Genomic DNA, 24,347 nt, shown 5'->3' on the forward strand with positions numbered 1-24,347 from the left:
CATGTTGTTGTTTATCGCCGATTTTTTACAAAATAAAAACCGACAATCATAGTTTCAATACATCTCATGTTGTTGTTTATCGACTATGTGCTGTGCCTACGGTTTCGTAACCTTTGTTTCAATACATCTCATGTTGTTGTTTATCCTTCCTCGGCCAACCGGACACGCAACACATAAAAGCGTTTCAATACATCTCATGTTGTTGTTTATCGGACGGATTAGCGATCCGATGCGTTACCATTACGCCAGTTTCAATACATCTCATGTTGTTGTTTATCTGGATTGATTGTATTTACTCTATCTACAAATTCTTCAGTTTCAATACATCTCATGTTGTTGTTTATCCGCGATGCAGACTGTAAAGAAGAACGCGATACCAGTTTCAATACATCTCATGTTGTTGTTTATCGTTCCATCAACAAAATTCCACACGTGCTGTACATATGTTTCAATACATCTCATGTTGTTGTTTATCAGAGGTTGGATTTATGAATAAAAACTTAACGAGTTGTTTCAATACATCTCATGTTGTTGTTTATCGCACTGTAAATTAAGTAGATTACACCAATAATAAGGTTTCAATACATCTCATGTTGTTGTTTATCCCCCCTTCATTACGCGCGCGACCTGCGGAGTTTTTTGTTTCAATACATCTCATGTTGTTGTTTATCGCGATGTCTATTAGAGGGTATGGCATATCTGCCATATGTTTCAATACATCTCATGTTGTTGTTTATCGGATAGGGAGGATAGGTAAAATGAAAATTGTATTTAAGTTTCAATACATCTCATGTTGTTGTTTATCGAAAAGCCATACTAGCAATGGGGAACATGTCAAAGTTTCAATACATCTCATGTTGTTGTTTATCATATTTCTCTTATTTCAGTAATTCTTTCATGCATAGGTTTCAATACATCTCATGTTGTTGTTTATCTGAAGTAGAAGGAAAAACAGTTGACCCATCCACCGGGTTTCAATACATCTCATGTTGTTGTTTATCAAATCATCCCCTCTGTCCGATAAAAAGTTTATCACGTTTCAATACATCTCATGTTGTTGTTTATCAAAAACTTGGAATAGAAAAACCAGGGACATTTATAAAGTTTCAATACATCTCATGTTGTTGTTTATCCCGACAAAAGGCTGTTGGGATCGGACAGCAGGACAGCGTTTCAATACATCTCATGTTGTTGTTTATCGAGAACTTGAACAGTCCGGAACAGAACCAGGTGAGTTTCAATACATCTCATGTTGTTGTTTATCAGTAAAAGAAATCGCAAAAGAAAAGAACATTAGAATGTTTCAATACATCTCATGTTGTTGTTTATCGGGAAGTACAAGTGATACAAGCAAAGACTGGTACTTGTTTCAATACATCTCATGTTGTTGTTTATCAATTATGAATTGTTTGAATGATATTTGGCAGGCGGGTTTCAATACATCTCATGTTGTTGTTTATCCGTAACCAGAACCGGAACAGGGATAATCGTGGCAGAGTTTCAATACATCTCATGTTGTTGTTTATCGGATTTACTGTACCATAATCAATAGCTAAATAGTATGTTTCAATACATCTCATGTTGTTGTTTATCTAACGCATTTGCGCCATTTCTCCATTTCATTATCCCCGATTTCCCCTTATTTTTCAAGCTTTTTTCATATTTTTACCAGGCGGTGTCCCAAATTCCCGTCACTGTTTCACAATCCCTGATTTTCCTTGTATTTCCCGGCTTTGTGACCTTTTCTCCATTTTTCCGCCTGGTAAAAATTCTCTTATATTTCCCCTGAACAGCAAAACCATAACCTATTTTCTGCTATTATAACCCCTTCGTTACACCCCTCATCCTCTCTGATCAAATCATCAGATCCTCACCGGTCTCCTTTCCTCCGTTTCCAAGGACCTCTTCACCAAACACACTGTCATTCATCAATTTAATAATACAGACAAAATCCTCTTCTTTATTAATCACTTTCTTTAGATCATTGCGCAGACTGATAAATTTCGATGGCGTCATCTCTCCTCGAAACACAGATTTCTGATAGTGGGACAGATACTTTTTGCAGACTTTAAAAACCTTTTGTACCCTTTTTTCTCCCACATCATAAAACAAAAATGCATAATTATAATTTAACTGTTTTTTCATTAACATCCTTCTTTCAATGAAAACGGAATAAATGGTTTTTCTTCCAAAATATTTTTGATCAATTTATAACAGTCCAGTTTCAATGCTGTGCGATAACTGACTTTTCTTTTTAATTTCGGATGTGCAAACACACTCTCCATTCTCGCCTCAAACGCCTCAATAAATATTTTTCTTCCTTCTTCATTTAACAGACAGTAATTCACCCGTCTGTCAAAGTGTTTTGTCACCTGAAGTTTCCGGTTGTTTACCAGATCAAATATTGTCCGAAATACGATCGCTGGCTTAAATACCTCGCTTAAATCCAGACTCAAAGAGAAACGTCCCTCTGACGGCTCGTGCAGAAAACTGATTCTTGCGTCCAGGTGGGTCTGGGAAATTGCGGATATTGTCTTTGTGTAAAGTAATGTATTTCCAAAGGATACCAGAGCATTCATCGGGTTGTCCGGTGGCCGCTTTACCCTTTTATTCATCACAAAATCTTCCGGGAGAAAATATTGGAAGTCATTATAAAATTTCATCCACACTTCTCCCTCAACTGCCAGCAATTCTTTAATTCCGGCTGCATTCTCCACCTGATCAAAAAATACATTTTTAATCCAGTCAATGGTTTCTTTTACTTCCTTTTTATTATGTTTATAGTAATGATAAAGTATCTCATAAATATTTTCTCCAATGCCCCGCACAATTGCCTTTGCGATTTCCATTCTGCGGTTCTGGAATGTTTCCACCTGTTTCACGAGCAGCCTGCCACTCAGATAATGATCCCTGGGATAAAATGTTCCGCTGTATCCTCCATAATAATTAAAATAATGAACGATCACATGGTTCTGGGCAAGAAAATCCAGCAGTTTTGTGTTGATACTGACTTCATTCATACAATAAATCTCTTTTGTGTTCTCTATTGGAATATACACGTTTTTCCCGTTTTTACGAAAACAGAGGGAATTATCTTTTCTGTTCAATTCTCCCATGGACATAATATATCTCGTACTTCCCATATTTCTCACCTTTTCTTTTGTTTAAATATAACAATACTCATAGTATGCGCATTTTTTACATTTCTGTTTATTCAGACATTCCGGAATTTTGTCCCATTCCAACAGTTCCTCGATTTCCTGCAAATACGCTTGTAATTGTTTTTCTGTTTCCTCTGTCAGCTCTACATACAGCACCTTGCTGTCTTTTTTATTCTTTTCCGCAAACTCCAGGCGCCCTTTCCGAATGATCCCTTTGGATTTCAGCACACTCAGGTAATAGATCAGCTGCCATTTAGACGCCTCTACATCAGCATCTGACTTTTTGATTTCTGTGAGATATTCACCGCTGAGCTTATCCAATCTTATATTCTCAATTGCGATTTCCGTATTCTTACTCTCCTGTGCTTTTTGTTCATGAATCGCCTTGCCGATCTTCACTTCCTCACTGTTGTCTTCCAGGTTCAGTCTGTTTCCAAAAAGATAGCACTGTCTTTTACAATGAAAATAATAATTTACCAATGTCCCGTTTACTTTCACAATTTCACCGCCTGTCACAAAAATAATCCAAACTGATTTTCAAAACGATTTCTCTGAAAAACGCCGTTTTCAAAATACTCTTCCCCTTGTTCTATATAGAAAATATCCCCAATCCGGTCATCACTGTAAAATTCCTTCCATTTATTGACCTGATAGAGGAAATGATTCATTCTTGTTCTGATCTCAAATAACTTAACCGTCTTTTCCGCGTAGTCCATTTCCTCATTTTGCAACAATTTCACATATTCCTGCCATACTGCTCGTCCGTCCAAAATTTCTCCATTTTCCTCTTCAATGATACGTGCAAGAAATACAGAAACCAGGTTATTATTATCCGGAATCAGTTCCATTCTCTTTTCCACTTTCGGGAAGTTTAATCCGCCTACCTCATCACGGAAAAATTTTTCCAGATTGTCTTCATTTTCTTTTTTTCCCCGCATCCTGATAGCATCCAAGATTTTTCCGTAATACAGGTTAAAATCTTTAGAAGATAATACTTCTTGCATCTCTTCATTTTGTAAGGTCAACTGTGCATCTGTCCGAAGATCATCATGATAAATGGCTCTTGCATCATCCAACTCAAAGAAATAAACCGTCCCTTTCTCTTTCCCCGACCTGTTTATTCTCCCCATAAACTGCTCTTCACTGTCTAATTTGGAACAATCCTTATATCCGATATCCATGTCAATATCCACTCCTGCTTCTACAACCTGCGTTGCGACCAGGATTACACCCTGTTCCTTTTTTACTTTTTGAATAATCTGTTTTCTCTCCTGAATACTGGTATCTCCTGTCATCAAAAGGATCTCCACTTCTTCCGCTACAGAAAGGATCTCAAAGAATTCATAGGCATGCGCTTTAGAGATAAACTCAATCAATATATTTCTGCTGCCATCCTGATTTTCACTTACATGCTCTGCCAGTTCTTCTAATGAGAGGTTTCTCTTCAAAAGACTATAATCTGCCTGAACCCGATTTCTAAAAATCGGATGTTCAAAATACTTTTTTCTGTCCAGAATAAGTGGAACCGCGTCTTCTTTATTCTCTGTCAGGACTTCCAGATTCGGCAAGGTTGCTGACATAATTATGATTTTGATATTCAAAAGTTGGGCATACCCTTTTAAAAAATGAATGATTTCTCCCCATATTCTGATATTGTAACTTTGAATTTCATCCAACACGATCACAGAATTACAGATCTGATGGAATCCGAATAAGTCCTGTTTCTGTTTGCCAAACAATGTCCGGAACAAGCTGACATGTGTGGAGAGAACAATCGGATAATTCAAAAACTGCCTGTCCAGCAAAATCTTCTCATAATTTTTCTTTTCTTCCTCTCCATAATTCTCCTCGTCGTCTTTCATCTTTACCAGAGAATTCACGACTGCCACCTTGGACAAGATATCCTCGCGCCCTTCAAACACTGTTTCCATAGAGGACATGTTTTGTTCTACTAAGGTGTTAAATGGATAGATATAGAAAATTTTATTTATTTTCGGGCATTCTCTGACCAGCTTTAAACTTAGATTCATCGCAGTATTGCTTTTCCCGCTCCCCGTCGGAGCTTCCAGGTAAAAAACTGCATTTTCTTTTTTTTCCTCCAGCACCCGCTCTGCCTCCAGAAATAATTCAGTCCTTAAAGGATTGATTTTCTGTTTCTGCAATTCTTTCTGATCCATTGGATAACATTCTTTTTCGTATTTTCGGATGGATTGCTGAACCTCTGTTTTTTCGTATACATCATATATTTCATTCCAGTCGCACTCATTCCCGAAATTTTGGATTTCTGTTCCGTTCATAAATTCCGAAGTCGCATAGTAATCCGCGGCCGTGAGCAGGGAATACAAAAGTCTGGTATACGCATACAAAATCACTTGTTTTTCGGAAGGAAGTTCGCTCGTCTTTAACTTTTTTCTTATGGAAAGCTTTCCTTCCTCATCGGTTGTGTTTAGCCTCCACATTTTCAGCCATTCCACTACATCCGCACCAACGCCTGCAGGCTCCCCGTCATCTTCATATTCATAACTTATCAAATAGTCCCGGAATTTTTCCATTGCACTGTGATGTCTGGCAATCAGAAAGGAATGCACATACACCAAATCTTTCAGTTGTTTTCTGATCTTTGCGTCTTCCACCACCATGATACGTTTCAAAAAGTAATCCATATAGATTGTTGCAGAAATCAATGAATGTTTACTGCCAACATTTCCCCCTGGCTGCAACTCTTTTTTCCACACATGCGCCATCTTTTTCCACTGATAGAGTGGATTTATTTTCCCAACGTCGTGAAATGTCACAACATTTGCCGCCATCTCTTCATATATAAAGGTCACTTGTTGTTCTTCCGTCTCCAGATACCTCTCCTGGAACCTTTCAAAAACATCATACAACTCTTTCTTTTCCATAAGCATCAGAAAATATTTTTGACTAAGCGCTGTATGCTCCAGCAAAGTTTCTCTTTTTTCTCCTCCCCCTTCTTCTTTTCTATGCGCATAACAATCCAAAACAAGTGATTCTATCTCTTCCAAGTTCAAAAATTTCTCTTTCCAGTTTCTCATAAATTCCTCCAATTGCAAAAAGCCCCGCAAAAAGAACGGGGCTTTTTTATCAATAAAAAATTAAAGTTTTATCCGCCGTTCTGTACACGGCAGCATCTTGAATATGCAGTTTAAAATCTGTGAATTGAAAAGTTTCATAAATATAGAGATTTGTATATGCATCCAGCCCTGCAGGCAATGTCTCTTCATATTTAAATCCATCCAGTTCCTCATCTTCATCGTCATCCGGCAATACGATTTTCGCCGCTCGTTTTGGAAAAAGACAAGACAGATGAATTTCCGGTTCTTCATTTTTTTTAAGCTCCACAATTGCTGCCTTAGTAATATCAGCCATGTGATCATTTTTGCCCAAATACGGTATATAGATGCATCTCCGGTTTCTCACAAACTCTGCAAGCTTTTCTGCACCTTCGCAATCCAGAAGTACGTAAATCTCCCACTTGGGATTTTCCAGCCACTGCTCTTTTACAATCAGATTTCCACCCTGTTCCTGAGAAGCATATCCTACAGAATTGTTGAAATACTGCACTTTCTTGGAAATATATCCTTTTTTATTTTTGGGGACAACAGAAACTTTTATCTCTTTGAGTTTCTCATAGAATTCCGGGAATTCTTCTGTTATGGCAGCTTTTTTCCCTTTGCTTTTCCACTCTTTCTGGCTATATCCCGAGTATCCCAAAATAGCTCCAAACACTCCAAGAAGTGCAACTTTATGGATCTGTCCGAATGTAAAATAATAATAGCTGTTTACCTCAGGCTTTTTAAAGAACGCATTTCTTCCGCTCAGTGTAAACTTCAGCGCCCTCATAGGCTACACCTCTTTTTGCGTAATAATATTAAAATACTTTGCCTGTTTTACATAAGAATTCAGTTTTGTTGTATACGGATTATAGTAAATCTCTATATTACGAATCTTATCCTGCAGTTCATCCAGGAAAAATCCTTCACAGCCAATGGTAATCAGATTTTTTTCCTCACCTTTTTCAAATGTAATGTACTCAGACAAATTTGGAAGGTACAAATCTTCTTCTGTTTCTACAAACATTGCAAATTCATTTTCGCATCCTTCCTTTGCATTTGTGGCAAAAGCAGTTGCAGACACAAGGGCTGTCCTCTTAAAATTCTGATAATCTTCTTCCGTATAACCTTCCGTAACTCCCAGTTTTTCCAGTTCTTTGTATGCAAGTGGATTGATGACAAACGGATAAAAATAATGTGCCTCATTGCTTGTAATCTTTGTTCCAAGCGTAGAGTTTTTTGCCTCTCCTTTTTCTTTATCATCTTTTGTCCCATCTCTGAACGGGGAAAGAATCTGCTGCTCTTCAGCAGTTGTTCCTTCATATTTATTGAATCCCTGTCCAAACTGCACAGCTCCTGTGATTGATATATTGCTACCGCTCTCCGCAAAGGTCGCGCCAAAGTTTTTTACATCCACAGCTGACATAAGATTTTTCAGAACTTCTCTTGCATCCGCTTTCTTTGACAAATCGTCCACCGCAAATAAAGCCTCATAACGGTCTTTCAATGTACATGGGATCAATTTCCCATCATCTTTTTCCGAGAATTTCATGGATTTGATATATAAAACCTTTTTTCCTTCGTTGTCCCACATTTTTTTCATCGGATATTTCAGAGCCTTATCGCTGCCAAACACGGTACCGTCTGAAATTGTTTTCGGAAATCCCGTAAAATCAGCATTCCAGTTCGCCATAATTGAAGATATTCCAAGTACACCATATACTCTTTTATTCATTTACACTTTCCTCCTTGTTGGATTCATAAATCAGGTTATCTGCAATATAACCGGCTACCATGACATCCTGCCTCATCTTTCCTTCCGGACGATAATTAAACACCAGATAATAAAGGTTATTAAATCGTGAGCCGTTTTCCTGAATTCTGTAATTATATTTCATAAAGAACTCTAAAAGTTTTTCTTTTAACCTCTCATCACGTTTAAGATTAAAAAATGGATTTGCCAAAGAATGCATCTTGTCCTTTGCCTTATTTAGAGAAATAAAATATCTGAGCAGCTGCCCTGCCGCAAAATAGTATTCCTCATCACTTTCAATGGCACTGTTCCCTTTCTGTCTTATCTTGTTCCGCAATTTTTCTATGATCTCCTGGTACAATACCGCCATCTTTTTTTCACCTCCAAAATATTCCTTCAGAGAAATCTTCAGATTCCACTGTTTTTGTGCTTTTGAAACAGAATTATTTTTGATCCAATGCAGCATAAGATTTTTGCATACCTGATCCAAAACAGCTGCAATCTGGTCCTCTTTGCCCTTATACAGCCATGCAAAAATACTCTCCCTTGCAAACATCAAGTTTCGTGCAATTTCTCCTTCCACCGCCAATTCATCCGCCGGTGTAAAATAGTTGGAAATCAACCAGTTGGAAAACAGCACCTCATTGAGCATCCCCTGCAATTCTCCGACATTTCTGTAATCCTTATAAATTTCATCCGGATCAGGAGTCTGCAGAATATTCTGATACGAAAACTTTTTCTTCAATCGAAACCGATAATCCACTACGGAGTCTTGATGATGAATTTCCAGCTCTTTTCCTTTTTTTATCTGGAGAAAGAATCCGGTAAAATTTTGCTTGATCATATCATCTTTTCCACAAGGCCAGATCTTTCCGGACTCTGCATCAAAAAATACGTTTGTCTTTCCTGCTGCCGCCTTACTCATCAGATAATCAAAAAACTTCTTCTGCAGCAATGCCTCATTGGAGGAAATCAAATACGGAACAATCAACTTTCTGCTTTTATGTTCCAAAAACGGTTTCTTGGAATTCATCCCCATATTGTCATTTGGCAGTCCAAAAATCTCTCCGTCAATTTTTATGTTATAATCATTTTTATTGAAAATCTTTGTGACCAGATACCTGTTATTCTCTCTGATGTAAATATTGTCATCATCTTCAAAAAAGATTTTCAAATATCCTTTTCCACTCAGTTTCACTCCAAGTTCTTCCAAAGAAAAAATATGCTCCAAAATCCACTTTTTATTGCTCAAAAGCTTTTCCTGATCTACTTCTCCGACTTTTTTTGCAATGTAATCGTACATCTCCCTGTCTTTCGGTTTTATATATTTTTCCCTTGGATTTTCCAGCACGTGATAATACCGCTCAATTGCCTCGTCATTCAATTTTCCATTCTGAAAACTCTCCTGTTTCACCCAAAACGAAAGGTAATTATTTGAATGAATTACTTTCTTTGGATCCTGGGGCTTGTCCATACTGACAAGCTGGCTGTAATAATCCAGAAAGCAGATCCTCGCATAATTCAACGGCTCATTTTCAAGCTTTCTGGTTTTTTTGTTCATTTTAATCTCAGCCTGACTCTGAATCTTCCCGTCTCTGTCGACAATCAAATACAATCCATCAGAGGGGATATAATTGTCCAGCACCAGCTGATCCGGATTCCCGGTTCGCTCCCCGACTCTTTTTAATTCCTTTTCAAATATTTCCAGACAATCTTTTAACACATATTCACCTCCTCATATTTTTCATCTGCACATTAAATCCATCGAAAATTGCAGTATCCATATCCTCTGCTGTTCATCTCTCCAATCCCGGTCCCCAGCAAAAAATAGGCCAATTCCTGCGCCATCTCATTGTCTGCAATCTGCAAATTCAATTTGTCACCCAAAAGCCGGATTTCTTTATACTCCACTCCAATTGGTTTCTTATTCATAAACCGGATTCCAGTATACAATTGAAAATCTTCTTCAATCCTCTCTTCGATATATGCCTGATATTTTTTCACTGCATTTTCAAATAATCTTCTCTCATACTCTTCCAGCTCCATGGTATTTCTCCAATATCCGCCATCCGATTTCATAATTACCGGGAGCAAACTGTAAATCTCCCCGATTATTTTTTTCGGGACTATTCGAATTTCCGCAGTCAATCCCTTCATTTTCGGAGTGATATGGTCCTTTAAAACCTTCAAAAAGTACTCTGCGAGTTTTGCATCTACCGTCCGCAAAGTTACGGTATAAATGTGATCAGCCTGGTACACCCCATTGGTCTCCAATGGATAGAACCCGGAAAAACAATACTGTTTAAATTGATTTTGGTTGTGGAGTTCAAGCAGATCCTCGCGCTTTGCAAGTGAAGAGTCAATGAAACCAGCTATCGTACGCATGGTTTGAGGATATGGTATGTCTTGCAAAATGTAGGTTTTGATCTTTAATTCATAGACTTTTGTTTTTGTTTGTTGCATTTTGTTACCTCTTTGTTGATTTTAAATGCGGTTTATCTGTTCTTTATAATTGCAGTTGTTGGCAATAGGGATGATCGTACGGTTTGTCTTAAACATCAAAGGGGATAGTTATTGTTTATCTAATAAATCTTCCCGCAGCAGTTGCCGCATACTCATTTCAATACAGCTAATGTTGTTGTTTATCCCAGTCTGCGCATATGCTTGTCCAGTCTTCAACCGCGTTTCAATGCATCCCATGTTGTTTCCAAGCGTTTTCCAATTAAAGTTATATTCGATAAATCTTATATTTCTGCTTGAACAATACGTCCAAAATTTATCTCATCTTTAAAAAGATCATACACATATTCTGAACTTTCCAAATATAAACCGGTTTCTTTATCTTGAAGTTTCTCAAAGACTTTTGAGTTATAAAACTTGTTCATAGCCTCATCATATTCTATATTATGATCTGAAGAAAACATATCAACAATATCCTGAACTATATATTCAATCAACTGTTCCTGCTTACCCATATTAATTTCCTACCTTTCGCAAAAGTTTTATACTTTTTTCTGTATGAAAAGAATACTGCGATGATGTCTTCTTATATATCATTCCTTTCAATAAGGTTTCAAAATCAATAATTTCATTTTCATACTGACGAAACAATAATGCCATATTATCATCGGCAACAGGTCCGATAACAATATCATATTTATTATCCTTATTGCATAAGACATCTTTCACATTTGTAAATGTACGCTTTCTATTATGCATGACAAATTTTGCCCATTCTTCCGTTGTTTCTAAACCAAAATCTTTAATCTTGATAGTTTCTATTCTTCTAAAATCATCTTGTATTTCAAAAGTATTTACAACAGGGGAACCACCATAAATCTTTGACACCCTTACAGCCATTTTTTCTGCCTGTTCTTCTATGTCTGTCAGATAAAATCCTTTCCCAAAATCTTTATATGGTCTGCACATTGCCAAATTTATACTATCAATTACAATGTTGCTACCATGATATAATCTCATAACATACCTCCATTTTTCCGGCACAATATCCCCAAGTCTTCTATTATTGTTTCAAAATCTAAAGTATGCTCAACTTCATAGTTTTCTTTTATAAACGCAATACCTTTAAATTGAAAAAGATAACGAAATGCTTCTTGTATACTGAGATTATGGTGTTGTGCAAATTCGTTTACACATGCAACAGTAAAACCTATTTTCTTTTTCTTTTCACTCATCCAAAACCTCCTTTTCTTTAACAAACGATTGTTTACATCGTAAGCTCTCCATTTTTCTCTTACCAATTCTCTTTATATAATTCTTAATTTCTATGTTTTTACTTCACTTTCAAATTCATACCACTTCTTTAAACAAACATATTTTGCAACATAAACTTCTTAGTTTTCTGCACTTCTTTGTACTTACGCTGGTGAAGGGTGATACGGTGGTCGAGACTTTCAAAATATTTTGCAATCTTTTTTGTTCATCTAATTTAGGAAACATCGTTTCTATATTTTTCATAATACAAATTTGTTATATTTGCACCTTCAACTCTCATTGCAAATTCTTTGTACAATGTTACATTGAACATAGTCGCTGTAAATAGAGGATTATTATCTTTATTAAAAATAGAAATCATCTCATGTTGCTATTTATCGTAATTGTTTTGAGGGTGTATGTTCCCTCTGCCGGTTTCAATACATCTCATGTTGCTATTTATCCTTTACAGATCTGAAAAAAGCAGGAACAGCAACAACGTTTCAATACATCTCATGTTGCTATTTATCATATTCCGGCCTGAGATGCTCTGAATATCCATCAATGTTTCAATACATCTCATGTTGCTATTTATCAGATGTATCACGAAACAAAATGTTAAAATCAAAATGTTTCAATACATCTCATGTTGCTATTTATCATCTATTGCATTTAAAAATGCAACAATCGATAAAGAGTTTCAATACATCTCATGTTGCTATTTATCGTGGCTCCGAGCACAAGTGTATTGCTAATGGACAGGTTTCAATACATCTCATGTTGCTATTTATCATGCCAATGATTATGAATTACATCATCATTGGTTAGGTTTCAATACATCTCATGTTGCTATTTATCGCGTTATATGCCTCTTTAAATTTTGTAGAAAACCAGTTTCAATACATCTCATGTTGCTATTTATCATCGAGGCAATTAAATTAGACTGTGATGATAGCCCGTTTCAATACATCTCATGTTGCTATTTATCATGTGAATTTGACTACAGTGTTATTTCCAGTATCATGTTTCAATACATCTCATGTTGCTATTTATCACAATCGTACTGATTCCTAATATTCCGGCAAAACTGTTTCAATACATCTCATGTTGCTATTTATCATCGTTCAGACCACCCCATAGCCTTGGCAAACTTATATGTTTCAATACATCTCATGTTGCTATTTATCCCAAGAATTGCGAATAAATACCGCTCACTCCAATACGTTTCAATACATCTCATGTTGCTATTTATCGATTATGGAGATGTATGTTATTACAGATTTGATCAGTTTCAATACATCTCATGTTGCTATTTATCTTTTCCGCCGGGGCGTATCATATGGGATAAATGCAAGTTTCAATACATCTCATGTTGCTATTTATCAGTGTAATAACTTGGAGGAGTGGGAGATAGAAAAACGTTTCAATACATCTCATGTTGCTATTTATCAAATTACCTTGTTTCCTTTAATCTCAGACGGAGCGTTTCAATACATCTCATGTTGCTATTTATCGTTTTGTTATGTACCCGCGTTTCATCCATTCTTCGGTTTCAATACATCTCATGTTGCTATTTATCACCTCAGTCAGTGCAATCTGATCGCCGGGAGAAGTGTTTCAATACATCTCATGTTGCTATTTATCCTGCTTGTGTTCGCAGAACTGTCAAAAAACTTTTACGTTTCAATACATCTCATGTTGCTATTTATCTAACGACTTTACGCTGTTTTCCGTTTTTATTATCTCTTATTTTCCTTTATTTTTCAAGCTTTTCCTCCTTTTTTACCAGCCGCACTCATTTTTTTATTTTTTCACCTAAAATCCTCTGTTTTTCCCTTAACCAAGGGTTTTATAGTGGTTTCTTATTTTTTTCCACCTGGTAAATAGTGCTCTTCTTTTCTTAGTTTATTACTATTTCTCACTATATATTTTTACAGTAAACCATTTACGTGCAGCTATCTCAAAACACCTTCCTTTCTTCCTGCACTCTTTATCTTTGTTATAAAGCAACCTATTCTCTCTATACTATTAGATTATATTCTCCATTGCGATATCTTCAAAATATCTGTCAGCTATATACTCTGCCGACTCTGCCCACAAACCATTTTCTGTATTTTGAAGTGTTTTATAAGTCTCTGATTTGTAGAACTTCATGGTTGCCTCTTCAAATCCAATATTAAATTGTTTCTCCAAAATTTTGATCACTGCTCTTATCTGAATACATACATTCATTGTAATATCTTTTCCATTAAAGGAATAAACAGCATCATTCATAGACTTCCCTCCCAATCACTTTTCATCATTATAATACCTTTTCTGTATGAAATGATTTTTGATTCTTTACTTTGCTATATCTTAAATATTCTGTTGACTCAAATTCTCGTTCTTTCTTTGCATTATTGTTTCTTATACTTTTCATTCCCTAAAATATATTTTCTATAAAATTAATAAGACATTTTACTTTTTCAAACAAGTTTATCTTCGGTAAATCTACAAATAAAGCAATTACTGCTATTACCACCCCAATTATAGCCCATTTATTCGCTATTGTAGTTAATCTTAGACTAGCACTCACATTCGCAACTTCATACAAACCTGACATTTCCTGATTCAAAATAGCCTGCTCTTCATTAATCAATAACTGTTGTTGAAAAAGATGATATAGTTCTATTCCCTGTTCCTGACTGGAAATCTCCAAGATCATAAAATGATTCTGAAAACTGACATAATCCTCCTGCATTTTCATAATCTTTTCTGCCTTTTCTGGAGTTATTTTTCCTGAATCATTTGTCTCTTCTTCTACAATTTCCCCTGCTCTTTCTGAAAAAAGTATCAATCCTTGTTTTTGCGCCAAAGTCAAGGACAGCATATAAAAATACTCTTCCACAAATGGCTTTACTACTGTATTTTTAATTACATTGCTCTCTTTACTCTCTTTACTCTCTTTGCTCTCTTTACTCTCCTCATCTGTAATACAAGTCAGGGAATAATTTGTACATGCATACAAAGTTCCACAATCAGACCATCGAAAGTATCCTGCCCGTTCAAAAAGTTCTTCTCTCATCTTATCATTCTGACACTCGCAGTCACCGCTATCCACATATATGATGCTATAAAGTAGTTTTTGGATATTGGATTTACTATATTTTTTTTGCTTTATCTGCTCAGAAAGCCATTTGTCTCTTATCAAACACGTCAAAAACATCCTGTCATCAGCTGTAGGCTCCAAATCTTTCCATTGTTCATTTTCTTTTTCATTCAAATCACCTGACAGTAGACTTTTTAGAAATGTAACTGGCTGTATTAACTCTTCATATTTCTCAGTTTTAATTTTTTCTCGGAAATTTTGGATATTCTCAGTTTTATTAACCCTATTTTTGATTCCCAATTGTTCTGCACATAAAATTATACCTTCATCTGGCTCATCAGGAATAAATGGCAAAAAGGTTCTTCTTCCCAAATTATTAATTGATTTTATATCCTCAATACTACGATATTTAAAATTCAATACTCGTATCGATAAAATCCCAACCCCAAAATCATATAAATGCAATTCAATTTTATCAATGGGCAATTCAAAAGTTTTCTTGATTTGCTCATCTATTTTTGCTTCGATAAAATAGTTATACTCTCCCTGATCATCCATTTTATATTGATATATTTCGCATTTTGAACTGTTTTCGTCAAAAAATATTTTTCTCGCTTTTTTACTCAAATACTGATGCAGCATAAAACGCTCTTTACTATTTTTCCACTCAGTTTCCCGTACCCATCTTCCAGAAGATAATAAATCCTTTCTTACTTTATCATGATTATCTTTCACATATGTAAATGGCCACGAAAAAATATGAATACTTTTCGCCTCATAATAATTCTTGTCTTCCATTTTATCTTTCCTTTGCAAATATTTTTTTCCAGATCATTACCATTAATTCTACATCATACATAGCATTATGTGTCTGCTCTTCTCCTATATTATGCACCAGTTCCTTTCTGTTTTTTAACGGATCAATTCCTTTCGCCAATAATAGACTGCTTAAATCCACGAGAGGATACGGTGCATGAAACATTCTCTCCACACGATTCAATTCTACACATTTTTGAAAAAGTCTGCATTCCACCGGATAGCATACATCCGCAACCGCATATGCATGCTCGGCATATTTCATCCATATGTTCCAGGTTTTTTCCAAGAGTTGTTTTTCATCTTCAACCTCTTCATATCCTCCTATTACTGGAAGGACATGAGCCTTTGTCCATTTGTCTGTCACAATCAAATTTTCCTTTTTGACTCCCAGATATCTGCGTTCTATTTCTTTCATTTCCCGATTAAGAATGAGCATTGCCACTGTTAAAAACCTGCCATAAAGTCCATCTGTTTCAGCATCAACAAAAACATAATATTCTCTATCCATATCCTACCTCTTTTTCTCAAAAACTTCTCTTTTCACAGGAGTTTTAAATTTTCCAAATCCTACATTTGTTTTTGCTCCAACTCCCATATCCAGAATAATTCTTAAGAATAATTCTTTTTTCTGTTCCGCTGTAACTCTTTGATCTCCAGACACATAATCGGAAAGCAAAAAACCAAATTTGAATTTTACGCCAGGTTTTACTTTTATCAAATTTATAGGAATCGGGTTCTGATATATCTTTTTATGCGGAGTGATATACTCAAGCTCCATCCACTTATTGCCTTTTCCTCCAACAGGATATGCTCCTAAAAACACATCTGAATTGTCAAATATCTGCGTTTCCAAATCATCAATTTTTATATTTTCACAATGGATTTCCTGTAAAATAGACTTTATATATTCTTCGTATTCTTCTTTCTCATTTTCCGGTCTTCCTCCCGGAAAATAACTGCGCAAAATCCCTTTTAGAGATGACCCTGGATAGTATGGAATTCCCGTCACATAATCAAAAGTAAATCCACACTTGATTACTTCTTTCTCATTTAAGTCATGTGCTCCGCCTGTGCCAATTAAAAGCCCCGGATAGGTTGTCTCCAATTCTATGGTCTCAAATCCTGGTATACTTTCCATTCCCTGAAAAAATCGGATCTTTTTAAACTGAAACTTTGTAATTTCCTTGTTCTTTTCTTCAAAATTTGGTGATGTTTTTAAATCTTCCATATATTCTATATTGAATATATAATTCATATTTCGAGATCTGTATCTCTTTTGATCATTCATTTTTTGCCCCTCCATTACTCCTCTGTTAATTTATAGAGGTTCATAGCCAATTTTAACGCAATCGCTGCATTGATCATTTCTTCTTTTGCCCGTTTTGGAGCTGTCATATCTATATATTCTAGCAAATCCTTACACTTTTTCTCATTCTCATGCGTTCCACCACTGATTTCTTTTACTTCTCCATGCTCTTTTAAAATCAATTCAATTGCTTCCATTAACTTACTTCTTTTCACTGCACTATTTCCATCATTAAGGAAAAAACACACTGCTGCCAGAAGACTTCCTGTTGCCACCGCAGCACCAAAAGATGCTATCTGACTTTGATATGCCTTTTTTATTTCTGTTTTCCCAGTGTCCGGATTTTTCTTTGCAATTCCTGAATCTTGCAAACTCTTATATGCATATGCGATTTCTTCATCAATTACTTTTTTATTCATCTTTTTTCTCTCCTTCAACTGTTACTTTACAGAATCCATAACCAATAGACGCATTTCCTCCAAACTGCACTACTTTTCCGTCAATGCCTTTTTTTAATTTTTCCAAAGAGTCCTGATCAGAAATAACTGCAAATGTAAAAATAGAACCATGCGGTACAACTTCTTCATACCAAAGATTTACGCTCTTCCCGTTTTCCAGTTTATTACGCGCCATCACTGGAAGATCGATCGAATTCATGTCGCTTTCCGATACAAGATAAATTTCTTTTTCATCATATTTTATTTTCTTTGTTAAAAGAATTCCCTCTGCCTCTTCATTTCTATCCGCTTTTTGATCGTTACTTTCTATGTGTTTTTTCACTTGGTTTGTAAATAACTCCATCTTTTCATTATAAATTTTCAACATTGTATCTGTTGTCAAAAGGTAATATGCTTTGTCACCTGCAGATGCACGGGCAGGGCGCGCCAACATATCTGCCTGCATGATCTTAAGACTTCCCGGCTTTCCATCCTCATCTGCTCCCTTTCCAAACAACTGGTTCACAATCTCGTTGTCCCAATCTTTTCCTTTCTTTTTTTCAAAAAACTCTCTTAAAGCACCTTTCAAGCCTGATGAATGAATCGTAGGAAATCCTGTTACCGGATCTTTCTCTACTTCATTATCAATGATATTGTAATTAACTTCTCCATTTCCCACGTGAAGATTTGTAATACATTCCAGTTTAATTACGATTGATGACATTTCTTATTTCCTCCTATCCGTACAATATGGTTATAACCTATCTGTTTACAGTTTTCATTTTCCAGTTTCAACGGGCAGTTCTCAAAAAAGACACTTCCACTCTGTATCAAATTGTACTGTACGTTACTTCTATTTTGTTTTTTTGTGTATTGTTTCTCTTGATAATTTGTTGTCAGATTTCTCATCTGCTTTTCTTCAACAATACAAAAGGATGAGTAATCCGGCTGCTCTGTTACCACAAGATCTGAATATGCATAGATCCACTGTCCTTCGCAATCAGAAAAAGCCTGTACTATTTTTTCCTCCAGATCGTTCTTATCCACCTGCTGTGTAGTAACTAAAAATGCTGATTTTTTTAACCCCATATAACAGATCTCTTGTTTTGGCAATTCTTCATTCGCCTCTACAAAGACTGCAAAACTCACTCCTTTTTTCAGTATTTTTGCTTCTCGTTTAAAAAATCCATCTTCCTGACTATCTAAATTTTCAGGATTGTTTTTCCGATTTCCTGTAAAAACAATTGTACTGATCAAACCTTTTTCAGCTTGTTTTTCCTGGAGATTAAAAAAACTATGCTCATACCCCTCCTTTGGATTGTAAGACAATGGCAGACAGATTCGCCCTGCCGATGTCTGAATACATGTTTGTCCCATTTTCATAGGCTCTACCTGATAGGTTTCATGATTTATTTCTTCATTTTCTTCTTTTTTATGAATCATACAAAATGGTGTTTTTATCAAATATTGCTCTTTTTCATTAATCAGAAACACTGGCGAAACACTTTTTAACACACCAAAGTCCTGTTTCTTCTCCCCAAAACAAAAACTTTCTTTTCCAATGCATGCGTCCATGGCCTTTTTCTCTGCATCCGTATAACAAAAATCTTTTTTCAAAATTCCTTTCCCTTTTAGCAGAAAATACCTAAGCATCCCGAGCACAGTCGTCTGTTCAGGTATGTCATTGGATTTAATAAAATATGTAGTCTGTTCAATCTTGACATTTTTGAATTTAAATCCCTGTTCTTTTCCAAATGTATAGGGTTCCAAAGGACGCATTTTCACTAAATATTGTCTCATTTCTCATCCCCCTTTTCTGTCAGGAATTGTTTTATGCGCAGCATACCAAATAGTTTCTCCCGTACTTTTTCTTTTTCCGTTTCTCCATTTGTGTTTTTCAAAAACGTATAATAAATATCTGATATATTTCTCACATATTCCTGCAAATCTTTTTGATTCGGATTGTCGAAAAGATTAAGCCATGCATCTTGATATGATTCTTCATTCAGCTGTTTATCCATCTCTTTTAGGACACTTTCATATTGAAAAAGTTTATGCCACATTCCGTGTAAAACCAGCTCTTCATCTGCATTTTTCCCCAGTTTTAACTGCATCAATGTTTTAAATTGATCGTACTCAAAGTCTTCTTTCTGATCATCAGACATTATGCCTTCCCACTTTTTGTTTTTTATTGTAAGTCCAATTCTCTGACCACTGTGTTTCAGAAGTTCTATGGCCATGCAGTCTTTTCCCCCTTTATTTTTAGCAACATACAGTAAGGTATCTGCATTTCGTTTTGCCTCATACAAAGGATACTTTACATGTTGAATTGATATTCCAAAAGAAAGCGTTGGTAAATTTTTTGTCCTGCTCAGTTCTTCCTCGCTTTTTATTTTTTCTTGAAATATTTTTCCCAGGTTTTGACATAGCTCAAAAACAGAAATCCCTTTTCGATTCTCTACTGGTGACAGGAAAAGCAGGTCATCTCCACCAGCATAAATAGTCATCCCACCAAATTTTGCAATCTTCTTGGCAGCCTCTTGAGCATACTCCAGGCAAACTTTTGAAAACCTGGTAATATTCTCGTTTGTCAATTCCTTTAACAATCTGGTTATGTTATCTCCATCTGCCTGTACAACTGCAAAGTATCTGTATTTTTTTAAATTCTCCTGTTTTTCTTCAATTCCCCACGGATTCGCAATTTCTTCTATAGAACGAATATGTATCTTTTCCTTGTCCGTTTCTCGAACAAATTGCTTTTTGGACTTCTCGTCCTTTATCTGCTTAAAAAGTTCACTTGCTTTAATTTTCTGATTTCCACTCACATCTCCATGATCTAAAAATAATTTCCTAAACGGATTGTCCTGATTATCTTCTGGAAATGTTCTCATCAACTCCAGAGCATCCAGATATGGGGATAATTTTAAAATGCAGTTCTCTCCATTCAGTTCCTCTTTGTCAAAAACTACATAATGTATCTGTAAATACTTTTCTAAAAAGTATTCCTCCTTTGCCTCTTCTCCTCCCTGCTTTCCAAATCCCTTACTGGTTTCTTTTTTTACTTTCTGTATTAGTTGTTTTAACTTCTCTTCACAGAAATCTTCCGCAAAAAAAATAATCCTGTCATGGAATTTTCCAATTCCATCATCTGTTTTTGTATCATCTGAAAAATGTGGAGAGTAAATCTGAATCGAAGAACCGATTGCTGTTTTTTCATCTTGCAGCGCACTGCAAATTCTTTTGGTAATATCCGAAAACAAATAACTCCCAAACCACAATGCCGCTGGTATTGATACTTCACTTAACGTATCACCAATCGGACCAATCGTAATCCCTACATATTTAGTCACAAATCTCACCTACCTTTACATCGCAACCTTTAAACTTAGCGTTATAATACTGAACATATTCTTTAAGAAAATCACCCATATCAAATTCATCTTTAGCAGGAATCCTTATTTTTCCTTTATTTTCCCCTTCCTTTACACTAAATTCATATTGTGTTTCATATATCTCTTCCAAGACTGGATATGCAGTAATAAATACTGTGTTTTTAATCACTTTAAAATAAATTGGCGATGGGACCCTTTCCAATTTTATCTCTTGACCATCAGATTGCTTTTTAGTTCCGGTTTTTTTAATCTCAATATCTAATTTTTTTGGATATGTATAAGAAATCTGTTCTGCTGTCCCTAAAAGTGCCCGCACATACTTTTCATTATCAATCCCCTTCTTCTGCATATATACATAAATATAAGGACTAGCAAAGTCTTTTTTTATGTTTATCCCTGATTTCATTGCCTTATAAAATGTATTCATATTACGAAACATTTTTCTATAAAGCTTTACTCTTTCTAGAGGAAGAAATGACATCTCATAACAAAAGTCTGCCCCTGTTTCCTCTTTTAACTTTTTTGCTATCTCTTTTTTCTCATCCTCATTTAAATTCTGATTAAAATTTGTTTCTTTGGGCAGAAAACTTCCAAACCCTTTTCTTTGTTTTCCTCCAAAATTAGTGACAATAAAAAAGTCTTCTATCGCACTTTCTATCTCTTTTCTCAACTTTGCATGAAAGCAGATAATGGTAACCTTTGGAGACAGAAAAACAACATGACTGCTCTTTCCTTTACAAAAAAATATTTCGTCTCTTTTCTGTTCCACTACCTGTTTTTCGGCATTTATTTTTTCTGTCTCACAAATTTCCATTTTATATTTTAAAGAGAAATGCTCCTCATCACTAAAATAGTCAGGATACTTCTCCTTTACATTTGTTTCAAAGTCTAATCCTTCTCTCTTCTTTATTTGTCTCACTATAAAGCGATCCAATTTCGGTTTCACTTCAGTCGCTCGTAATGTAGGTATTTCCTGTGCTGATAAAGTATCTATTTCCGTTTTTTCTTCTTGAAAATGAACCATCGGAAATTGTGGTTCCAGCGTCATTGTAAGTTTGCATCCGTCAAATCTCACTTTCCGTCCCCTCCTTTTGAATCTCAGTGTTATTTTAAAATATATTTTCTATTTCTAGGATAGCACTGGTGTCACTAATTTTCAATAACTTTTATTCTTTTCTGTTATTCTTTTCTTTACGAACCAAAAAATTTTCGTTAGAATGATATATTATATTGTAACCCCAACACACAGTGTATTTAAATGTGTTTTTTTATAAGGCATTTAAATTTGATAAACCTCAACATGCGATGTACATTTCAAAAAAATGGCAGGTAATCCACGGACTACCTGCCAAATATCCTCTAATCCCTTATATCAATCTCTTTCCTAATTCCACTACAAAATATCAATATACTCGCCATTGAGTGCCTTATTCATACTTCTCACAGCACAAAACTTCCCGCACATAGAACAACTGTCCTCGTGTTCTGGCGCTCTTTCATCGCGGATTTGTTTTGCTGTCTCTGGGTCAATGGCGCATTCCCACTGTTTTTCCCAGTCAAATGTTCTTCTCGCTTCCGCCATGCAATCATCCAGATCTCTTGCATGAGGAATTTTTTTCGCAATATCTGCTGCATGAGCTGCAATTTTAGATGCGATAATTCCCTGTTTGACATCCTCCACATTCGGAAGTGCCAGATGCTCTGCAGGTGTGACATAACAGAGAAATGCTGCTCCTGCAGATGCAGCAACCGCGCCGCCGATTGCTGATGTAATGTGATCGTATCCTGGCGCAATGTCTGTGACGATCGGACCAAGTACATAGAAAGGAGCACCCATACAAATTGTCTGCTGCAGTTTCATATTTGCCTCAATCTGATCCAGAGGCATATGCCCAGGTCCTTCCACCATGACCTGAACATCCTTTGCCCACGCACGTTTTGTCAGTTCGCCAAGACGGACCAGTTCTTCAATCTGACAAACATCACTTGCATCTGCAAGGCATCCCGGGCGACACGCGTCTCCAAGGGAAATGGTTACATCATACTCCCTGCAAATATCAAGAATTTCATCAAAATATTCGTAAAATGGATTCTCCTCTCCTGTCATGCTCATCCACGCAAATACAAGGGAGCCGCCGCGGGAAACAATGTTCATCTTCCTTTTATGCATCTTGATCTGGTCAATGGTTTTCCTCGTAATGCCACAGTGCAGTGTGACAAAATCAACTCCATCTTCCGCATGCAAGCGGATCACATCAATAAAATCTTTTGCAGAGAGTGTGGCAAGATCCCTCTGATAATGAATCACACTATCATAGACAGGAACCGTACCGATCATGGCAGGGCATTCGCTTGTAAGTTTTCTTCTGAAAGGCTGTGTATTGCCATGGGAAGAAAGATCCATAATTGCCTCTGCTCCCATATCCACGGCTGCCATCACTTTCTGCATTTCAATGTCATAATCCTTACAATCCCTGGAAACGCCAAGATTTACATTGATCTTTGTGCGCAGTATAGAGCCGACCCCATTTGGATCAATACACGTGTGCAGCTTATTGGCACAGATCGCAACCTGCCCTTTTGCCACAAGTTCCCGAATCTCTTCCTCTGTACGGTATTCCTTTTTTGCAACTGCTTTCATTTCCGGAGTGATAATGCCACGCTTGCCAGCATCCATTTGTGTTGTGTAATTTCTCATCTTCTTTTCTTCCTTTCAAACAGATCATAAAACTTCAACCCGAAAAACAACTGTTAAGATCAAATAAATGATTGATCGGTCCGGATCCTTTTCCAAAATCCAGCATTGCTGCAAGCGCGCCGGAAATGTAATCTTTTGCTCTCTGCACAGACTCTTCCAGAGAAAACCCTTTTGCAAGATTGGACGCAATAGCGCTGGAGAGCGTGCACCCTGTACCGTGGGTGTTCGGATTGTCGATCCTCTTTCCTTCAAACCAGCGCCATTTCCCGTCTGCGTACAGCAGATCATTGGCGTCATTGACACAATGTCCGCCCTTGACCAGCACCGCGCATCCGCAGCTGTCTCCAATCATTTTTGCAGCCTTTTGCATATCTTCTTTTGTCCGAACCTTCATTCCGGAAAGCACTTCTGTTTCCGGGATATTCGGTGTGATCACAGCCGCAAGCGGAAACAGTTTGCTCATCAGCATAGAAACCGCATCCGTTTTCATCAGCGCTGATCCGCTTGTCGCAACCATGACCGGATCAACCACAATATTTTTTGCTTTATGAGCAATCAGCCGTTCAGCGATCACTTCTATCAGTTCTGCAGAAGATACCATGCCAATTTTTACTGCGTCCGGATAGATATCCTCAAATACAGCATCTATCTGCTGCCTTAAAAAATCCGCAGTTACCTCCATGATCCCTGTCACACCGGTTGTGTTCTGCGCTGTCAGTGCTGTGATCGCACTCATTGCGTAAACACCATTCATTGTCATTGTTTTGATATCTGCCTGAATGCCGGCGCCTCCGCAGGAATCACTGCCTGCGATTGATAATGCTGTTCTCATCGTCTCTTCTCCTTTTCGATTTTTTGCATTATTTTTATTGAGCGGCAGAAAGTGGTGCCCCCAGTCTGCCGCT

The 24,347-nt window shown here is 36.5% G+C and carries 22 protein-coding genes and 2 CRISPR repeat arrays (1 of these 24 only partly in view); all 22 genes read right to left on the reverse strand.

The window, feature by feature from the left end; all coding sequences use genetic code 11:
* Positions 1-1,593: direct repeats of the CRISPR family, unit length 30 nt; unit sequence GTTTCAATACATCTCATGTTGTTGTTTATC; it begins 2,231 nt to the left of the window's first position.
* A 261-nt stretch (positions 1,594-1,854) separates the two neighbouring features.
* Positions 1,855-2,145: a CRISPR-associated endonuclease Cas2 gene (gene cas2, locus B5F18_RS05005; protein WP_087156579.1), complete on the reverse strand. Its 291-nt coding sequence runs from the start codon at positions 2,143-2,145 to the stop codon at positions 1,855-1,857.
* Entirely contained in the window at positions 2,145-3,143 is a 999-nt protein-coding gene (cas1b, locus tag B5F18_RS05010; RefSeq protein WP_087156580.1) for a type I-B CRISPR-associated endonuclease Cas1b, read from the reverse strand. Before cas1b ends, cas2 begins: the two co-directional genes overlap by 1 nt.
* A gap of 21 nt (positions 3,144-3,164) precedes the next feature.
* Positions 3,165-3,659 carry a CRISPR-associated protein Cas4 gene (gene cas4 / locus B5F18_RS05015; protein WP_087156642.1) on the reverse strand — a complete coding sequence of 165 codons (495 nt, stop codon included), beginning with the start codon at positions 3,657-3,659 and terminating at the stop codon, positions 3,165-3,167.
* A 14-nt stretch (positions 3,660-3,673) separates the two neighbouring features.
* Positions 3,674-6,217, reverse strand: a complete 2,544-nt coding sequence (locus tag B5F18_RS05020; RefSeq protein WP_087156581.1) for a CRISPR-associated helicase/endonuclease Cas3 — start codon at positions 6,215-6,217, stop codon at positions 3,674-3,676.
* A gap of 49 nt (positions 6,218-6,266) precedes the next feature.
* Positions 6,267-7,025 carry a type I-B CRISPR-associated protein Cas5b gene (cas5b, locus tag B5F18_RS05025; protein WP_087156582.1) on the reverse strand — a complete coding sequence of 253 codons (759 nt, stop codon included), beginning with the start codon at positions 7,023-7,025 and terminating at the stop codon, positions 6,267-6,269.
* A 3-nt stretch (positions 7,026-7,028) separates the two neighbouring features.
* On the reverse strand, positions 7,029-7,970 hold the full coding sequence (locus B5F18_RS05030) for a type I CRISPR-associated protein Cas7 (RefSeq protein ID WP_087156583.1): 942 nt from the start codon (positions 7,968-7,970) through the stop codon (positions 7,029-7,031).
* The gene (locus tag B5F18_RS05035) at positions 7,963-9,711 is read right to left on the reverse strand and encodes a hypothetical protein (RefSeq protein WP_087156584.1); all 1,749 of its coding nucleotides are present in this window, start codon (positions 9,709-9,711) and stop codon (positions 7,963-7,965) included. Before B5F18_RS05035 ends, B5F18_RS05030 begins: the two co-directional genes overlap by 8 nt.
* A gap of 32 nt (positions 9,712-9,743) precedes the next feature.
* Positions 9,744-10,451 (reverse strand): CRISPR-associated endoribonuclease Cas6, encoded by a 708-nt coding sequence (gene cas6 / locus B5F18_RS05040; protein WP_087156585.1) that lies wholly within the window; start codon positions 10,449-10,451, stop codon positions 9,744-9,746.
* A gap of 281 nt (positions 10,452-10,732) precedes the next feature.
* A complete protein-coding gene (locus B5F18_RS05045; RefSeq protein ID WP_087156586.1) occupies positions 10,733-10,963 on the reverse strand; it encodes a hypothetical protein in 231 nt (76 codons plus the stop codon).
* A 1-nt stretch (position 10,964) separates the two neighbouring features.
* Positions 10,965-11,468: a DUF3990 domain-containing protein gene (locus B5F18_RS05050; protein ID WP_087156587.1), complete on the reverse strand. Its 504-nt coding sequence runs from the start codon at positions 11,466-11,468 to the stop codon at positions 10,965-10,967.
* Positions 11,465-11,683, reverse strand: a complete 219-nt coding sequence (locus B5F18_RS05055; protein ID WP_087156588.1) for a DUF3791 domain-containing protein — start codon at positions 11,681-11,683, stop codon at positions 11,465-11,467. Before B5F18_RS05055 ends, B5F18_RS05050 begins: the two co-directional genes overlap by 4 nt.
* A gap of 389 nt (positions 11,684-12,072) precedes the next feature.
* A CRISPR array of direct repeats spans positions 12,073-13,412; the repeat unit is 30 nt; unit sequence GTTTCAATACATCTCATGTTGCTATTTATC.
* 318 nt (positions 13,413-13,730) lie between these two features.
* On the reverse strand, positions 13,731-13,976 hold the full coding sequence (locus B5F18_RS05060) for a glycerol-3-phosphate dehydrogenase/oxidase (protein ID WP_087156589.1): 246 nt from the start codon (positions 13,974-13,976) through the stop codon (positions 13,731-13,733).
* 148 nt (positions 13,977-14,124) lie between these two features.
* Complete coding sequence (locus tag B5F18_RS05065; RefSeq protein ID WP_087156590.1) at positions 14,125-15,588, reverse strand: hypothetical protein; 1,464 nt, start codon at positions 15,586-15,588, stop codon at positions 14,125-14,127.
* A 1-nt stretch (position 15,589) separates the two neighbouring features.
* The gene (locus B5F18_RS05070; RefSeq protein ID WP_087156591.1) at positions 15,590-16,117 is read right to left on the reverse strand and encodes a hypothetical protein; all 528 of its coding nucleotides are present in this window, start codon (positions 16,115-16,117) and stop codon (positions 15,590-15,592) included.
* A 3-nt stretch (positions 16,118-16,120) separates the two neighbouring features.
* Positions 16,121-16,897 carry a type III-B CRISPR module RAMP protein Cmr6 gene (gene cmr6 / locus B5F18_RS05075; RefSeq protein WP_162607538.1) on the reverse strand — a complete coding sequence of 259 codons (777 nt, stop codon included), beginning with the start codon at positions 16,895-16,897 and terminating at the stop codon, positions 16,121-16,123.
* A 14-nt stretch (positions 16,898-16,911) separates the two neighbouring features.
* On the reverse strand, positions 16,912-17,334 hold the full coding sequence (locus tag B5F18_RS05080; RefSeq protein WP_087156593.1) for a type III-B CRISPR module-associated protein Cmr5: 423 nt from the start codon (positions 17,332-17,334) through the stop codon (positions 16,912-16,914).
* Complete coding sequence (cmr4, locus tag B5F18_RS05085; RefSeq protein ID WP_087156594.1) at positions 17,327-18,076, reverse strand: type III-B CRISPR module RAMP protein Cmr4; 750 nt, start codon at positions 18,074-18,076, stop codon at positions 17,327-17,329. The genes B5F18_RS05080 and cmr4 overlap by 8 nt, the downstream gene beginning before the upstream one ends.
* Positions 18,061-19,152 carry a type III-B CRISPR module-associated Cmr3 family protein gene (locus tag B5F18_RS05090; RefSeq protein ID WP_087156595.1) on the reverse strand — a complete coding sequence of 364 codons (1,092 nt, stop codon included), beginning with the start codon at positions 19,150-19,152 and terminating at the stop codon, positions 18,061-18,063. Before B5F18_RS05090 ends, cmr4 begins: the two co-directional genes overlap by 16 nt.
* Positions 19,149-20,702, reverse strand: a complete 1,554-nt coding sequence (cas10, locus tag B5F18_RS05095; protein ID WP_087156596.1) for a type III-B CRISPR-associated protein Cas10/Cmr2 — start codon at positions 20,700-20,702, stop codon at positions 19,149-19,151. Before cas10 ends, B5F18_RS05090 begins: the two co-directional genes overlap by 4 nt.
* Positions 20,695-21,819 carry a hypothetical protein gene (locus tag B5F18_RS05100; RefSeq protein ID WP_087156597.1) on the reverse strand — a complete coding sequence of 375 codons (1,125 nt, stop codon included), beginning with the start codon at positions 21,817-21,819 and terminating at the stop codon, positions 20,695-20,697. The genes cas10 and B5F18_RS05100 overlap by 8 nt, the downstream gene beginning before the upstream one ends.
* A 318-nt stretch (positions 21,820-22,137) precedes the next feature.
* Positions 22,138-23,442, reverse strand: a complete 1,305-nt coding sequence (thiC, locus tag B5F18_RS05105) for a phosphomethylpyrimidine synthase ThiC (protein ID WP_087156598.1) — start codon at positions 23,440-23,442, stop codon at positions 22,138-22,140.
* A 34-nt stretch (positions 23,443-23,476) separates the two neighbouring features.
* A complete protein-coding gene (gene thiD / locus B5F18_RS05110; RefSeq protein WP_087156599.1) occupies positions 23,477-24,274 on the reverse strand; it encodes a bifunctional hydroxymethylpyrimidine kinase/phosphomethylpyrimidine kinase in 798 nt (265 codons plus the stop codon).
* Between the last annotated feature and the right edge of the window lie 73 nt (positions 24,275-24,347).

Origin of the sequence: Lachnoclostridium sp. An181, assembly GCF_002160325.1 — a bacterium.
GTDB lineage: Bacteria > Bacillota > Clostridia > Lachnospirales > Lachnospiraceae > An181.